14 protein-coding genes and 1 tRNA gene are annotated in these 15,392 nt (G+C 60.6%); 7 read left to right on the forward strand and 8 right to left on the reverse strand.

Annotated elements, in window-relative coordinates; genetic code table 11:
* Nucleotides 1-5: 5 nt before the first annotated feature.
* Nucleotides 6-455 (reverse strand): DNA polymerase III subunit chi, encoded by a 450-nt coding sequence (locus tag GKQ23_RS04025; RefSeq protein WP_056231289.1) that lies wholly within the window; start codon nucleotides 453-455, stop codon nucleotides 6-8.
* A 67-nt stretch (nucleotides 456-522) separates the two neighbouring features.
* The gene (pepA, locus tag GKQ23_RS04030) at nucleotides 523-2,034 is read right to left on the reverse strand and encodes a leucyl aminopeptidase (protein ID WP_056231292.1); all 1,512 of its coding nucleotides are present in this window, start codon (nucleotides 2,032-2,034) and stop codon (nucleotides 523-525) included.
* A 268-nt stretch (nucleotides 2,035-2,302) separates the two neighbouring features.
* Here pepA and lptF point away from each other — a divergent pair, with 268 nt between their 5' ends.
* Together lptF and lptG are read left to right on the forward strand one after the other, a co-directional pair.
* The gene (gene lptF, locus GKQ23_RS04035; RefSeq protein ID WP_212409805.1) at nucleotides 2,303-3,403 is read left to right on the forward strand and encodes an LPS export ABC transporter permease LptF; all 1,101 of its coding nucleotides are present in this window, start codon (nucleotides 2,303-2,305) and stop codon (nucleotides 3,401-3,403) included.
* Complete coding sequence (gene lptG / locus GKQ23_RS04040) at nucleotides 3,403-4,479, forward strand: LPS export ABC transporter permease LptG (RefSeq protein WP_101505787.1); 1,077 nt, start codon at nucleotides 3,403-3,405, stop codon at nucleotides 4,477-4,479. Before lptF ends, lptG begins: the two co-directional genes overlap by 1 nt.
* A 108-nt stretch (nucleotides 4,480-4,587) precedes the next feature.
* Here the strand turns inward: lptG and GKQ23_RS04045 are convergent, their stop codons facing one another.
* Both GKQ23_RS04045 and GKQ23_RS04050 read right to left on the reverse strand, forming a co-directional pair.
* A complete protein-coding gene (locus tag GKQ23_RS04045; RefSeq protein ID WP_212409806.1) occupies nucleotides 4,588-5,865 on the reverse strand; it encodes a DUF445 domain-containing protein in 1,278 nt (425 codons plus the stop codon).
* A 313-nt stretch (nucleotides 5,866-6,178) separates the two neighbouring features.
* Nucleotides 6,179-7,681 carry a helicase HerA-like C-terminal domain-containing protein gene (locus GKQ23_RS04050; protein WP_212409807.1) on the reverse strand — a complete coding sequence of 501 codons (1,503 nt, stop codon included), beginning with the start codon at nucleotides 7,679-7,681 and terminating at the stop codon, nucleotides 6,179-6,181.
* Between the two features lie 395 nt (nucleotides 7,682-8,076).
* Here GKQ23_RS04050 and GKQ23_RS04055 point away from each other — a divergent pair, with 395 nt between their 5' ends.
* A complete protein-coding gene (locus GKQ23_RS04055) occupies nucleotides 8,077-8,697 on the forward strand; it encodes a LysE family translocator (RefSeq protein ID WP_212409808.1) in 621 nt (206 codons plus the stop codon).
* Between the two features lie 162 nt (nucleotides 8,698-8,859).
* Here the strand turns inward: GKQ23_RS04055 and GKQ23_RS04060 are convergent, their stop codons facing one another.
* Together GKQ23_RS04060 and GKQ23_RS04065 are read right to left on the reverse strand one after the other, a co-directional pair.
* Nucleotides 8,860-9,381, reverse strand: coding sequence for a DUF2501 domain-containing protein (locus GKQ23_RS04060; protein ID WP_212409809.1), 522 nt, complete (start codon nucleotides 9,379-9,381; stop codon nucleotides 8,860-8,862).
* Between the two features lie 371 nt (nucleotides 9,382-9,752).
* Nucleotides 9,753-10,370 (reverse strand): LysE family translocator, encoded by a 618-nt coding sequence (locus GKQ23_RS04065; protein ID WP_212411546.1) that lies wholly within the window; start codon nucleotides 10,368-10,370, stop codon nucleotides 9,753-9,755.
* A 111-nt stretch (nucleotides 10,371-10,481) separates the two neighbouring features.
* Between GKQ23_RS04065 and GKQ23_RS04070 the strand changes: the two genes are divergently transcribed.
* The gene (locus tag GKQ23_RS04070; protein WP_212409810.1) at nucleotides 10,482-11,507 is read left to right on the forward strand and encodes a LysR substrate-binding domain-containing protein; all 1,026 of its coding nucleotides are present in this window, start codon (nucleotides 10,482-10,484) and stop codon (nucleotides 11,505-11,507) included.
* Nucleotides 11,480-11,734: a helix-turn-helix domain-containing protein gene (locus GKQ23_RS04075; protein WP_212411548.1), complete on the forward strand. Its 255-nt coding sequence runs from the start codon at nucleotides 11,480-11,482 to the stop codon at nucleotides 11,732-11,734. The genes GKQ23_RS04070 and GKQ23_RS04075 overlap by 28 nt, the downstream gene beginning before the upstream one ends.
* Before the next feature lie 39 nt (nucleotides 11,735-11,773).
* Here the strand turns inward: GKQ23_RS04075 and GKQ23_RS04080 are convergent, their stop codons facing one another.
* A complete protein-coding gene (locus GKQ23_RS04080; RefSeq protein ID WP_212409811.1) occupies nucleotides 11,774-12,355 on the reverse strand; it encodes a bifunctional 2-polyprenyl-6-hydroxyphenol methylase/3-demethylubiquinol 3-O-methyltransferase UbiG in 582 nt (193 codons plus the stop codon).
* Nucleotides 12,355-13,365: an HNH endonuclease domain-containing protein gene (locus tag GKQ23_RS04085; RefSeq protein WP_212409812.1), complete on the reverse strand. Its 1,011-nt coding sequence runs from the start codon at nucleotides 13,363-13,365 to the stop codon at nucleotides 12,355-12,357. Before GKQ23_RS04085 ends, GKQ23_RS04080 begins: the two co-directional genes overlap by 1 nt.
* Nucleotides 13,366-13,734: 369 nt before the next feature.
* Between GKQ23_RS04085 and GKQ23_RS04090 the strand changes: the two genes are divergently transcribed.
* Both GKQ23_RS04090 and GKQ23_RS04095 read left to right on the forward strand, forming a co-directional pair.
* A tRNA-Leu gene (locus tag GKQ23_RS04090) sits at nucleotides 13,735-13,819 on the forward strand.
* Between the two features lie 198 nt (nucleotides 13,820-14,017).
* Nucleotides 14,018-15,271 (forward strand): integrase arm-type DNA-binding domain-containing protein, encoded by a 1,254-nt coding sequence (locus GKQ23_RS04095; RefSeq protein WP_212409813.1) that lies wholly within the window; start codon nucleotides 14,018-14,020, stop codon nucleotides 15,269-15,271.
* Nucleotides 15,272-15,392 lie beyond the last annotated feature (121 nt).

The raw sequence follows: 15,392 nt of genomic DNA on the forward strand, positions 1-15,392 counted from the left end.
ATGTCTTAGGCAATGGGCGGCGTTGCCGTATTCAAGTGGAATCCAACGCTGCGGTACGCTTTATAGCGGTCGCGCGCCAGCTGTTTCAAAGATTCTTCGTAGGGAACGAAGTCTATCACTTCATAGAAAGCGGTGGCAAAATCTGCAAACTGCGGCAGCAGGCTGATCAGCAGGTCGCGCGGGGCGTTGCCGCGGCGCTGCGGCCAGGCCAGCTCGACCGGCGCACCGTATTTCGGGCCTTCCCCCGCCAGATTATGCGGCACAAAGGCGTCGGCCGGGCGCTGCCACAGCGCCTCATCCAGCCGGATCGCCTGGGCTTCATCGGCGCAGGCGATCAGCACCCGCTTGCCTTCACGCCAGCGGGCGCCGGCCAGATCGCAGACCAGCGCTTCCTGCGCGCTCAGCCCGTCAACCGGGGTGTCGGTTTCCAGCAGATAGAAGGTGGCGTTTTTCATCAGGGTGCTCGTTTAATCGGGTAAGCGTACAGGGCCGGTGAACCGGCCCTGTACGGCGGTGGCGGCGTTAATCGTCGCCGTTCAGGCCCGCGCGGTTCAGCAGGAACTGCGACAGCAGGGCGACCGGGCGGCCGGTGGCGCCTTTGGCCTTGCCGGAGCGCCAGGCGGTACCGGCCACGTCGAGGTGCGCCCAGTTATACTTACGGGCAAAGCGCGCCAGGAAGCAGGCGGCGGTAATGGCACCGCCGGGGCGGCCGCCGATATTGGCCATATCGGCAAAGTTCGAGTCCAGCTGCTCCTGATACTCGTCGGCCATCGGCAGACGCCAGGCGCGGTCGCCGGCCTGCTCGGAGGCACCGATCAGCTCGTGCGCCAGCGGATTGTGGTTCGACAGCAGGCCGCTGATATGGTGGCCAAGCGCGATCACGCAGGCCCCGGTCAGCGTCGCCACGTCAATCACCACTTCCGGATCGAAGCGCTCAACGTAGGTCAGCGCGTCGCACAGCACCAGGCGGCCTTCGGCGTCGGTGTTCAGCACCTCGACGGTCTGGCCGGACATGGTGGTCAGCACGTCGCCCGGACGGTAGGCGCGGCCGCCGGGCATGTTTTCACAGCCCGCCAGCACGCCAACCACGTTCAGCGGCAGGTTCAGCTCGGCGACCATACGCATCACGCCGTACACCGCCGCCGCGCCGCACATATCATACTTCATCTCGTCCATCGCTTCGCCCGGCTTGAGCGAGATGCCGCCGGTATCGAAGGTGACGCCTTTACCGACCAGCACGATCGGCCGCGCATCCGCGTCCGGGTTGCCCTTGTAATCGATCACCGACATCAGCGATTCATTCTGCGAGCCCTGGCCGACGGCGAGGTAGGCGTTCATGCCCAGCTCTTTCATCTGCTGCTCGCCGATCACCCGGGTGGTGATGTTCCTGCTGTAGGCGTCCGCCAGCTGGCGCGCCTGCGAGGCCAGATACGCCGCGTTACAAATATTTGGCGGCATATTGCCGAGGTCTTTCGCCGCTTTAACGCCGGAGGCCACGGCCAGGCCGTGCTGGATAGCGCGCTCGCCGCTGGTCAGCTCGCGGCGGGTCGGCACGTTAAACACCAGCTTGCGCAGCGGGCGGCGCGGCTCGACCTTGTTGCTCTTCAGCTGATCGAAGCTGTAGAGCGTCTCTTTCGAGGTCTCCACCGCCTGGCGCACTTTCCAGTAGGTGTTACGCCCTTTCACGTGCAGCTCGGTCAGGAAGCAGACCGCTTCCATCGATCCGGTGTCGTTCAGGGTGTTGATGGTTTTCTGGATCACCTGCTTGTACTGGCGCTCGTCCAGTTCGCGTTCCTTGCCGCAACCGATCAACAGGATGCGCTCAGAGAGAATGTTCGGCACATGATGCAGCAGCAGGGTTTGCCCCACTTTGCCTTCCAGCTCGCCGCGGCGCAGCAGGGCGCTGATATAGCCATCGCTGATTTTATCCAGCTGTTCAGCAATCGGTGATAACCGGCGCGGTTCGAAAACACCCACTACAATACAGGCACTGCGCTGTTTTTCCGGGCTACCGCTCTTTACACTGAACTCCATGCATTCTCCTGAATCTTAAAGACAACGGCGGCTGCTGCGGCTAGAATGTAGCGCTTCCGTAACGAAAAGTGCCGTTGCGTAAACGTCGTTTAGTCACGAACGTCAGAGTCAGTTCCGGGGAAGTTTTTAAGTTTTAACCCCACCGGAACGCGATTATTGTCATACTATTTTAGCTATGACATGGGCCATTGATGAGAAAAAATGGCGTATAAGCGATGAAACTAGCGATTTTCCTGCAAAAAGACAAGTTTTCACAGGCGTATTCAGCGTGATCATCATTAGATATCTGGTTAAGGAAACGCTCAAAAGCCAGCTGGCTATCCTGTTCATCCTGCTGCTGATCTTCTTTTGTCAGAAGTTAGTCAGGATACTGGGAGCCGCGGTGGATGGCGAAATTCCAACAAACTTAGTCCTCACCTTACTCGGCCTCGGCGTGCCCGAAATGGCGCAGCTGATCCTGCCGTTAAGCCTCTTTTTAGCCATTCTGATGACGCTCGGCCGGTTATACACCGAGAGTGAAATCACCGTGATGCACGCCTGCGGCCTCGGTAAGAGCGTGCTGGTCAAAGCGGCGATGCTGCTGATGCTGTTCACCGCACTGCTGGCGGCGGTCAACGTTGGCTGGCTTGGCCCGTGGTCGTCGCGTTATCAGAGCGAAGTGACGCAGAACGCCAAGGCCAACCCGGGCGCGGCGGCGCTGGCCGCCGGCCAGTTCCAGCAGTCCGGTGACGGCCAGTCGGTGCTGTTTATCGAGAACGTCAAAGGCAACAACTTTGGCAAGGTGTTCTTAGCCCAGCTGCGGCCGAACGGCAACGCCCGCCCGTCGGTGGTGGTGGCCGATCAGGGGCATATGAACCAGCGCGCCGATGGCTCGCAGGTGGTGACCCTCGATCACGGTACCCGCTTTGAGGGCACCGCGCTGCTGCGTGACTTCCGCATCACCGATTTCGAGAACTACCAGGCAATTATTGGTCACCAGACGGTGACGCTCGACCCGAATGACGCCGAACAGATGTCGCTGCTGGCGCTGTGGCGGTCAGACAAAACCGAGTTCAGAAGCGAGCTGCACTGGCGGCTGACGCTGGTGTTCTCGGTGCTGGTGATGGCGCTGATGGTGGTGCCGCTCAGCGTGGTCAACCCACGCCAGGGCCGCGTGCTGTCGATGCTGCCGGCGATGCTGCTCTACCTGGTGTTCTTCCTGCTGCAGAGCTCGCTGCGCTCCAGCGGCAACAAGGGCCGGCTCGATCCGGCGGTCTGGATGTGGCTGGTTAACCTCAGCTACCTGGCGCTGGCGGTGCTGCTTAACCTGTGGGATACGGTGCCGATGCGCCGCCTGCGTGCGCGCTTTACCCGCGGAGGGTCGGTCTGATGTTTGGCGTACTTGACCGTTATATCGGTAAAACCATCTTTAACACCATCATGGCGACGCTGTTTATGCTGGTGTCGCTCTCCGGCATCATCAAGTTTGTCGATCAGCTGCGCAAAACCGGGCAGGGCGAGTACACCGCGCTCGGTGCCGGCATCTACACCCTGCTCAGCGTGCCGAAGGACGTGGAGATCTTCTTCCCGATGGCCGCGCTGCTTGGCGCGCTGCTGGGCCTCGGCATGCTGGCGCAGCGCAGCGAACTGGTGGTGATGCAGGCCTCAGGCTTTACCCGCCTGCAGATTGCCGCCTCGGTGATGAAAACCGCCATTCCGCTGGTGATCCTCACCATGGCCATCGGCGAGTTCGTTGCGCCAAAAGGCGAGCAGATGGCGCGTAACTACCGCGCGCAGCAGCTGGTGGGCGGCTCGCTGCTCTCAACTCAGAACGGGCTGTGGGCGAAGGACGGCGATAACTTTATCTTTATCGAACGCATCCGCGACAACAGCGAACTGGCCGGCATCAGCATCTACAGCTTTAACCACGAGCGCCGCCTGCAGTCGGTGCGCTACGCGGCAAGCGCGAAATACGATGCCGGACGGGCGATCTGGCAGCTGTCGCAGGTGGATCAGTCCGATCTCACCGACCCGAAACAGGTGCGCGGCAGCCAGACGCTGACCGGCGAGTGGAAAACCACCCTGACGCCGGACAAGCTTGGCGTGGTGGCGCTGGATCCGGAAGCGCTGTCGATCAGCGGGCTGTATGCCTACACCAAATATCTCAAGCAGAGTGGCCAGGTTTCCGGCCGCTACCAGCTGAACATGTGGAGCAAGATCTTCCAGCCGCTGTCGGTGGCGGTGATGATGCTGATGGCGCTGTCGTTTATCTTCGGCCCGCTGCGCAGCGTGTCGATGGGCATGCGGATGATCACCGGCATCAGCTTCGGCTTCCTGTTCTACGTGCTGGATCAGATCTTCGGCCCGCTGAGCCTGGTGTACAGCATCCCGCCGGTGCTCGGCGCGCTGCTGCCGAGCGCGGCGTTCTTTGCGCTGAGTTTGTATATGTTGCTGAAGCGTCGATAGACGCGAGGGCTATCCGCTGGCGCGGTGCGATTGCAAGGGCACCCGCCGGCGCGAAGCCGGGCAGGGACGATAAGAGCAGGGGCCGGATTGATACCGGCCCCTGTTTTTTTATATCACCTGCGGCAGCAGCGACAGCAGATAGAGGATCAGCCCGATGACGCCGCCGACCAGCGTACCGTTGATGCGGATGCGCTGCAGATCGGCGCCGATGTTCAGTTCGACCTGGTGCGACATATCGGCGGCGTCCCAGTTTTTCACCGTGTCGCGGATGTGCACGCTGAGGAACTCGGCGAACTCCGGCGCGGCGCTGCTGGCCGCCTCTTCCAGATGCTGGTTCAGCGAGGCGCGCAGGGTGGCGTCATTCAGCAGCGCTTCGCCGAACCACTGCCCGGCGGCGCTGATTTTCGCGTGCAGTTTTGAGTCCTCACGCGCGATATCCTCTTTCAGCCAGCCGCGCAGATCGCCCCACAGCTGGCCGATATAGCGGTTCAGCGTTTCGTCTTCCTTCAGGTACTGCTTAATCTCTTCCGCCTTCTGCGCCATCTCCGGATCGCTGCGCAGACGGACGATCAGCCGCTGCACCGCGCGGTTAAAGCCCTGGCGCAGCTGGTGGTCAGGATCGTTCTCAATCTCGTTCAGAATCGACTGCACCGCGCTGGCCGCCAGTCCGGCGCTCTTCTCGCCCAGCCACTCGCTCGGCAGCATCTTCTCCTTCAGCGGATGCTCGCGCTTCAGCCAGTGCACCACCTGCAGGGCAATAAACTCGTGGGTGGCGGGGCGGTTGACCAGCTGCAGCACCTGCGCCAGCGCGTCGTCCAGCAGCTGCTGGTGGCGGTTGTTCCTGGTCAGGCTCTCCAGCACCAGCGCCGCCGACCGGCTGAGATCGACCTTATCGATCGCCTGATGAACCGCGCGGCGCATAAACGCCTGAATGCGCTGGTCGTCGGCCAGATCGAGAAAGCCGCGCACCATCTTCAGCAGCCAGCCGCTTGCTCGTGCGGCATTATCCGGTGCCGCCAGCCAGCCGGCCAGCATCTGCGCCGGATCGTGCCGGCGGATCAGCTCCAGCAGCGACGCCGTACTGAGAAACTTGTCCTGCACGAAGGCCGCCAGGTTCACGGCGATACGGTCTTTATTGCGCGGGATAATCGCCGTATGGCGGCCAACCAGCGGGATCGGCACCCGGCGAAACAGCGCGCTGACCGCGAACCAGTCGGCCAGCGCGCCGACCATCGCCGCCTCCGACACCGCCTTCAGCCCGGCGATCCACGGGTTCGGCGCATACCACACCGGCCACAGTACGGTGCCGGTAAACACCAGCATTGCCGCCAGCAGCAGTAACAGCGGCAGGCGTTTGGCGCGTTTGAGTTCGAGTTCTTTATCCATAACTATCCGTTTTTCGTTTAACTTATCCTGACTGACTGACTGACTGACTGACTGACTGACTGACTGACTGACTGACTGACTGACTGACTGCTTTCAGCTATCTGTAATCTCGTGGCCCGCAGTCCGCTGCCGATATAGGGTTTGCTTCCCATCTGAGCCGATACCGGTTAGCTGCCCTGTCACAGGCACGGCCAAAACCGTTGGCTTACCGGTTGCTTCTTACGGCTCACCATAATGCTGCCTGGCTATGCCAGGTGCCTGCTCATTGATACCGATGTTGGTCACAACGGGGGTAACACCGACAGCCAGCGGGCTACTTCCTGCGGCCACCCATAATACTGCCCAGAACGCCGCGAATAATCTGATTCGTTACCTGGCGTGCGGCGCTCTTCGCCACGCTCTGTACCACGCCATCGCGCTTGCCGCCGCGCGGCCCGGTGCTGCCGAACAGAATATCCTTCAGCCCGCCGAGCAGGCCGCCATCCGCTGCCGCCTGTTCTCCGGCCACCGGCGGGGCACCGCTCCTGTCGCCCGCCGCCTGCACGCCCTGCTGCAGCCGTTCGTAAGCGGACTCGCGGTCGATCTCCTCGTCATACTTGCCGGAGAGCGGCGAGTGGTTAAGCAGGCCGTTACGCTCGTCGTCCGTCACCGGCCCCATGCGTGAGCCGGGGGCGATCACCCAGCTGCGTTCGACCACCGACGGGCTGCCTCTGGCATCAAGGAACGACACCAGCGCCTCGCCGGTCGCCAGCTGCTGCAGCGCCTGTTCGGTATCAAAGGCCGGGTTGGCACGCAGTGTCTGTGCCGCCACCTTCACCGCCTTCTGATCCTTCGGCGTAAAGGCGCGCAGCGCGTGCTGCACGCGGTTGCCCAGCTGGCCGAGCACCGCATCGGGGATATCCGCCGGGTTCTGCGACACGAACCACACGCCGACCCCTTTGGAGCGGATCAGCCGCATCACCTGCTCGATCTTCTGCAGCAGCACCGCCGGCGCCTCGCTGAACAGCAGGTGCGCCTCGTCGAAGAAGAACACCAGCTTCGGCTTATCGAGATCGCCCGCCTCCGGCAGCTGCTCGTACAACTCAGACAGCAGCCACAGCAGGGTGGTGGCGTACAGTTTCGGCTGCTGGTAAAGCTGCTCGGCGGCGAGGATATTGATGGTGCCGCGCCCGGCGTCGTCGGTGCGCATCCAGTCGCGGATCTCCAGCATCGGCTCGCCGAAGAAGTGCTCCGCCCCCTGCTGCTCCAGCGTCAGCAGCCCGCGCTGGATCGCCCCCACCGAGGCGCTGCTGATATTGCCGTACTGGTTCTGGAAGGCTTTGGCGTTATCGCCGACGTAACGCACGATCGCCCGCAGATCCTTAAAGTCGAGCAGCAGCAGCCCCTCGTCGTCGGCGATGCGGAACACGATCTGCAGCACGCCGCTCTGCACCTCGTTCAGATCCAGCAGCCGCGCCAGCAGCAGCGGACCCAGATCGCTCACCGTGGCGCGCAGCGGATGGCCTCGCTTGCCGAACACGTCCCACAGCACCACCGGGCTCTGCTGCGGCGACCAGTCGCTGACGCCGATCTTCGCCAGCCGCTCGTTCAGCTTGTCGCTGGCAACGCCCGGCTTCGCCACGCCGGTGAGGTCGCCCTTCACGTCGGCCATAAACACCGGCATCCCCGCGGCGGAAAGGCTCTCCGCCAGCTTCTGCAGGGTGACGGTTTTGCCGGTGCCGGTGGCACCGGTAATCAGCCCGTGGCGGTTGGCCATCGCGGGCAGCAGGTGGAGCTGGAGTTCAGGGGTCTGGGCAATCAGCAGCGGCTCGGTCATGGCGGCATCCGTCGGTGGCGTGGCAGGGGAAGATGCCTGTAAGCATAGCAGGCGCTGCGCGGCTCTGAGCACGTTGGCTGCAGGGCAGGCGGGAAAAAGGCGATGCGGATCATATCCCTGGCGGCAGCATCGGCTGAAGGCGAGTTTACCGATACCGCGAATGCTCCGCGCATTGTGCTGTGCGGGCGGGGAAGATGCGTTGCCGGTATGCCCGGCGCAGCCTGTGGTAGCGGGGGAACTGTGCGGAAAGCCGGCTTTACTGACCGTACCCGCAGCAGACTGTGCGGACAGCCGGCTTTACTGACCGTACCCGCAGCAGACTGTGCATGACGGTGCTTGCCCACATTAACGCTTAGCCGTTATGTTAATCATTCATCAACTGAGCGGGGTATGAAATGGACGCAGCGGTACTGTCGGTGGTTTCAATTGGGGCGGCGCTGGGCTTAGGGGCAATCAGCCCGGGGCCGAGCTTTATTCTGGTCGCGCGCACGGCGGTGGCCTCATCGCGGCGGGCGGGCATCGGTGCCGCACTGGGGATGGGCGCGGGCAGCCTGGTGTTTGCCACCATCGCGCTGCTCGGCCTGCATACGCTGCTTACCGCCGTACCGGTGCTGTGGCTGGTAATGAAGACCCTCGGTGGCCTCTACCTGCTGTGGATGGCATATAAGATGTTTCGTGGCGCCCGCGATCCGCTGGCTCTCGAACTGCCGGGCAGCAACGGCAAAACCATGCAGCGGGCGTTTCTCACCGCCTTCACCACCCAGATCAGCAACCCAAAAACCGCGCTGGTATTCAGCGGCGTATTTGCCGCGCTGCTGCCGCAGCAGGTCAGCACCGGCATGTTTATCGCCATCCCGCTGGTGGCGATGATGATTGACGGCCTGTGGTATCTGTTTGTGGCTTACGCTCTCTCATCGCGCGGGCCGCGCAACACCTACCTGCGCTTTAAGGCCCCGCTGGATCGGCTGGGCGGCACGGTGATGGCGGCGCTGGGCATCCGGCTGATCGTGAAGTAAGGAGCGGGCGCTTTGCCGCGCTATCCTGCGGTGGCAGGGGCAGTCATCGCCCTGCTGCCGGGATTAACCTGATTTATCCCGACATAAAAAAGGCCACGCAGGGTGGCCGGGTAAAGTCGGGGCGGCAGGGGGACAGCCCCGCCGCTGGTTAAGCGTAGTCAATTAAGAGATAAAGTGCATACCCTGTTTCAGCACCAGATCGCAGGCTTTGGTTTTCACCTGCTTGCCGAGCGGGGTTTCACCCAGCGACTTCAGGTTCACCTGCTGGTTGCTGCCGGTATTCAGCAGGCCGAGCAGCCCCTGCTGATAGTCGGTGGTTTCCTGCTGCTTCTGCGTATCTTCCAGCCCCAGCTTGCCGAGCACCTGATTTTTCAGCGCGTCGACGTTGTTATCCACCAGATTGTTCTTCACGCAGTACGACAAAATGCCTGCCGCGTTGCTCATGGTACCCGCGCTCAGCGACTGGCTGCCGCCGTTCAGCAGCCCGGCCAGCGCGGTCAGCGAGGTGCCGCTCTGGGCGCTGGTCGCGCCGTTTTCAGCGGTGGTGGCACTGCCGCCGTTGCTCTGGCCCAGCGCATTTGCTGCCGAGCTTAGCTGATCCTGCCAGCTGGCGGCGTTCGCCACCCCTGAGAACAGGGCGGAAGCGGCCATCGCGGCGATTAAGAATTTACCTGCTGCTTTCATTGTTATGCCTTGTATCAACCTGCTGTGCTTTACCGCTGCCACCCGAAGGGGCACGCGGCGACCCGATCCTCAGACTACCGCGAAACGCGGAGGTTCCGCAGCCACCCTGCGTGCGGCACGCAAGGTAATGGAATTCAGAGTGTTCTGTAAAGGGGGGATAAGGGGATTAAGGGAAGCGGGGTAGCGATGCGCGATATTGCCGGCGCGGAGCATGGCGGGCGGTGCCAACGTGAATCCCAGTCCAGGCATCGCCACCTTCAACAGCGGGGCATATCGCAGATTCAGGCCGTGATACCGGTCATCGCCAGCGCCATCGCCATCACCAGCGTTGCTCTCTGCGCGGTCGCCCCGTGCCGGGACATATCGCGGAGTTACGTCGTGATACCGGTCATCGCCAGCGCGGCCCCCAGCCCTATCAGCGCCACGCCCAGCAGCCGATCCACGTGGCGCTGATACGCCAGTAGCCTGTGGCGCACCGGCGGCGCGCTGAAAAACAGCGCCACCAGGCTGAACCACAGCCAGTGCGCCGCCGAAATAAACAGCCCGTAGCCGATGCCGTGGCTCAGCGGGCTGCCCGGCTGCACCAGCTGGGTATAGGTGGCGACAACAAACAGCATGGTCTTCGGGTTCAGCGCGTTGGTTAAAAATCCGCTGCGCCAGGCGGCGAACGGCGACGGTGCCGCACCCCGTGCCTCACTCACCTGCAGCGCGCCGTGGCTTCTCAGCGAACGCCAGCCGAGATACACCAGATACCCCGCCCCGGCCAGCTTCATCAGCGTGAACAGCAGCGGCGACTGCACGATCAGCAGCGCAATACCGAACAGCGTATAAATCACATGCACCTGCACGCCGCAGGCGATACCAAAGGCCGACATCAGCCCGCTGCGCGCGCCGTACGCGTAGCTGTTGCGGGTGATCATGGCAAAATCGGGGCCGGGGCTGATCACCGCCAGAACGGTGATAAAGGCGACGCCTAACAGCTCGCTCAACATAATTAAACTCTCATCAAAGATCGGGGAAGTGCCCGGATTATCAGCCGCTTGCCCGCCCGGTAAAAACGATTTATCGTGATGCCAACCTGTGAGAATTCATCGACGATTATGCCACTGCCGCCGCTCGCCTCATTTCGCTTCTTCAACGCCGCCGCCCGCTGCGGCAGCTTTGTGCAGGCCGCCGCCGAACTGCACGTCACCCACGGCGCGGTCAGCCGCCAGGTACGTCAGCTGGAAGAGGCGCTGGGCGTTACCCTGTTTGAACGCCGCAACCGCGCGGTATTTCTCACCCCCGCCGGGCAAACCCTGCTTAACACCACCGCCCCGCTGTTTGAACAGCTGGAGCACACCGTACAGCAGCTGCAGCAGGGCACGCGCCCGCAGGCGCTGACCGTCTCCTGCGAGCCAACCATCGCCATGCGCTGGCTGATCCCGCGCCTGCCCTCATTCCAGCAGCAGCACCCTGACATCACCCTGCAGCTGGTGGCCGCCGGCGGCCCGGTGGACTTCACCCGCAGCGGCATCGACCTCGCGCTGCGCCGCGACGACTTCAGCTTTCACGGCCAGCACGCGGAGAAAATCTGCGACGAGTGGATGGGGCCGGTTTGTCGGGATGCGGGTGCTCTTAGCGGTGGGCTGGGTGTAGACAGCGGTGCGAAGCAGAACAGTGAGCTGAGGCTGAGCGGCAGCGCGCATCAGGGCAGCAGCCTGAGCCTGAAGAGCTGCGAGCAGCAGAACAGTGACCTGAGCCTGCACGGCCAGCGGTTACTGCACAGCGCTACCCGTCCCGGCGCGTGGCAGCAGTGGCAGCAGGTCAGCGGCATCTCCACGGCGGGCAGCAGCCGGGCGGAGTATGAACACTTCTACCTCTGCGCCCAGGCAGCGTTGGCCGGGCTGGGCGTGGCGATGATGTCGTTTCTGATGGTGCAGGATGAACTCAACAGCGGGCAGCTGGTGGCTCCATGGGGATTTGTGCAGGACGGGAGTGGGTACTGGCTGCTGGCGAAGGAGGAGATTACGGCTGGGTCTGACGCGGGGGCGTTTTGGGATTGGGTTAGGGGGGAGGTGGGAAGGAGTTTGGCGAGCGTACGAAATCGAGAGCAAACATCCATGAAATCTTCTGCAAACGACTGAAACAGGCGAGGTTATCTCAGGGCCTGTCACAGAAGAGCCTCGGCATCGCCGCCGGGCTGGATGAGTTTGTCGCCAGCACGCGCATCAACCGCTATGAGAAAGGGATCCATCAGGTGGATCTCGATACTGCACAGCGACTGGCTGAAGTGCTGGAGGTACCCGTCGCCTATTTTTATGCGGAGGATGACGGGCTGGCAGAGGTGATTGTCGAGTATCACCGGCGCTAAAGAGCAGCGCCGTGTTCACCGCCAGGTAAGGCTTAATCCTTAACGTTGCCTGATTACGATGGCGTTAAGCCACTGCGTTGCATTAACCGGCCGGTTATCCGTCGTCTGCCAGCACGATCTCAGCGACAACTGTGGCAGTTCAGCCAGCAGCGTTTCAATCCGTGATTGGTCTAAATCAGTAAACGACCTTCCGTCGACTTCCCGCTCGCCGCTGCCCAACTTAAACGACAGATACCATACGCCGCTGGGCTTCAGCGCCCGCGCCAGAATTGCCATTACACCCGGTAGTTCACTGGCAGGCACGTGCAGCAGCGAGGCGCAGCACCAGATACCGTCATACTGCTCCACCGCCGTCAGCCGATCGAAGCGCAGGCACTGCACCGGCAACCCGCTCAGCGCCGTGGCCCGCGCCACCATCTCGCTGGAGGCGTCAAAGGCATCGACCTGATAGCCGAGCTGGTGGAACGCCTGCGCATCGCGTCCCGAACCGCAGCCGGCATCGAGGATGCGCCCGCCCGCCGGCAGCTGCGCCAGGAACGGCTGATACAGCGCAGACATATCAACGTTCACCGTATCGTCAAAAAAGCGCTGTGCGTGGCGCTGGTAGTAATCAATGCTCATCAGAAGGTGGCCTCTCCCTGTGCTTCGGGTTCCCAGGTATGCAGTAAGCTTTGCCGGGCGGTGTTCCAGCGGTCGTTGAGGTACTGCCTGCGTACCTTCTCACTTTTGCCGGTCTGCTCCAGCAGCGTTTCACGCAGCGGCAGATGACTGTTGATAAAGTATTCGTTACGCGTATGCAAGCGGCTCAGCAGCGGCACGGAGGGAATCCGCGCCGACTTGCTGCCGTTGCACGCCCGGCAGGCCAACACCAGGTTCCACACCCCGTCGAGGTTGCGCAGAATGCCCTGCGGCATCAGGCTCCACGGCAGAAAGTGATCGACCTGCGCCAGCGCATCATCCCCCGACAGGATGCTGATGCTGCGATAGCAGTAAAAGCATTTTCCCTTCTGGTAGCCGTTCAGGCTGTCGCGGCAGCTGGTTATGGTTGTGCGCCGCAGCCCCTGCCTGCTGAACAGCATCTGGTCCGCGGCGTCGTACTCGACCGCAATCATATTGCGCGACACGCCCAGCGCCCACGCCTGCTCGACCAGCCGCCAGCGCGCTTCGGTTTCCGGCAGCAGGTTTGCGAACTGCTCGCTTTCGGTCAGCCGGAAGAAGTTATCGGTCAGACGGATGCCCTTATGGCTGCGGCGTTCGTCGAGAAAGAAGCGCTTATCTATCTCGCCGTTATTCACGTTATGGAAGGCATCGATCACCGCACCAAAGCCCAGCTTTACCGTTGCCGCCTGCAGCGCAGCCGGATCCAGCTCACCACGGTTAAAGGCGTTACAGGCGTTCAGGAACTGGCTCTGCTTCGAGGTGTTCTGCTTTGGTGCCTGCTGCAGGTGCTCGCAGATATGCCGGGCAAACGGCAGCGCCAGGTCGTCCAGCGTAATCAGCTCGTTCTGCGCATCGCGCAGCTCATACAGCGCCTTCGCCAGCGCAAACTTGTAAGAGGCCACGTTACGGCCAAACAGAATGATGCCGCGCCAGTAGTTCTCAAGCGTGGGATCGACCTGATAGAAGTGCATGCGGTATCCGTAAGCTACGAAGATTCTTAAGTGAATCGGGTAAGCGGATCTGATAACAAAATGATGGGGATGTAAACATGTTAGGTGCTGAGGTGTTGGGGGGTTGGGGTGTGAAAGTGAGAAGGCGACAAGCCGTTAAGATTTGTAGGGTGCTCGCGGCGCGCGGGGTAGGTTGTTGCGAAGATAGAGTTGGGGTGAAGCTGCCAGTATAACTGGGCTGGGGCGGGGCGGGCGTAGGGTAGAAACCAGCAGAGGAGTCTGGTTCAGTAATGCACGTTTTTTCGACACTCAGCGCAAAGGATGCGGAATCCGGTTGCGTATGCAGGGGGTAACGGTATAATCCACAACGTTTTCCGCATACCCTTCAGTGCCGAAGTGGCGAAATCGGTAGACGCAGTTGATTCAAAATCAACCGTAGAGATACGTGCCGGTTCGATTCCGGCCTTCGGCACCAACAGTATGTAAATAGACCTCAACTGAGGTCTTTTTTTATGCCTAAAATCCAGTCCCCGCAAGACTTTCCTCGCTTTTTCAGTCAACATAAGTCAACCTGATTCAATCTACATCAACTTAATGATGTGGGTACATCTGCGGGTATATCCCGGTTCGATAATGTTTGTACCCACACAGAACCCTTGAAAGGATATTCATCATGGCTCTGAGTGATGTCAAGGTTCGTTCGGCTAAGCCTGAAGCAAAAGCCTATAAACTGACTGACGGTGAAGGCATGGTTTTGCTGGTTCACCCTAACGGCTCCAAATACTGGCGGCTTCGTTATCGTTTTGGCGGCAAGGAGAAGATGCTGGCGCTGGGGAAATACCCTGAAGTGTCATTAGCTGATGCCAGAAATCGTCGGGATGAAGCCCGTGAGTTGTTAGCTAACGGCGTCGATCCTGGTGATAATAAGAAAGCTGTTAAGGTAGAGCAGGAGCAAGAGGCGATAACGTTTGAAGTGGTCGCTAGAGACTGGCATGCCAGTAATCAGAAGTGGTCTGCATCGCATAGTGCTCGTGTATTGAAAAGCCTAGAAGATAATCTCTTTGCTGCTATCGGTAAGCGGAACATTGCAGAGCTTAAGACTCGGGATCTTCTTGTACCCATTAAAGCGGTGGAGTCATCCGGGCGTCTTGAAGTCGCCGCCCGTTTACAGCAGCGAACTACCGCGATTATGCGCTTTGCCGTTCAGAGCGGCTTAATCGACTACAACCCCGCGCAAGAGATTGCCGGTGCGGTTGCTACGGCGAAAAGACAGCACCGTGCTGCATTAGAACTTAACCGCATTCCTGAATTACTTCACCGCATTGATCACTATTCTGGCAGGCCGTTAACCCGACTGGCGGTTGAACTCACTTTGTTAGTTTTCATCCGTTCAAGCGAGCTGCGTTTTGCCCGTTGGTCAGAAGTAGATTTTGAAACCGCCATGTGGACCATCCCCGGAGAACGTGAACCACTGGAAGGTGTTAAGCATTCACATCGAGGTTCAAAAATGCGCACTCCCCATCTTGTTCCCTTACCGAGTCAGGCCTTAGCTATTCTGGAAAAGATCAAAAGCATGAATGGGAACCGAGAGCTGATCTTCGTTGGCGATCACGATCCGCGTAAGCCGATGAGTGAGAACACGGTTAACAAGGCTTTGCGTGTGATGGGCTACGATACGAAGGTTGAGGTTTGCGGGCATGGTTTCAGGACTATGGCATGTAGTTCATTGATTGAATCAGGGTTGTGGTCGAAGGATGCGGTAGAAAGGCAGATGAGTCATCAGGAGCGTAACTCTGTGCGTGCGGCCTACATTCATAAGGCCGAGCATCTGGGAGAGCGCAGGCTGATGCTGCAGTGGTGGGCGGATTATCTGGATGCTAATCGGGAGAAAGGGGTTAGTCCGTTTGATTACTCGAAAGACAAATAGCGATAGCTATGATTTGTTATAAGCACCTGCAGACAAAAGTATTGCCAATTGGCATATGACCTCACTGGAACACATATCGAGTATTTATGCCCGACATGTGTCCTGAACTGAAACGTGTTGA

Origin of the sequence: Erwinia sp. E602, assembly GCF_018141005.1 — a bacterium.
Taxonomy (GTDB): Bacteria; Pseudomonadota; Gammaproteobacteria; order Enterobacterales; family Enterobacteriaceae; genus Erwinia.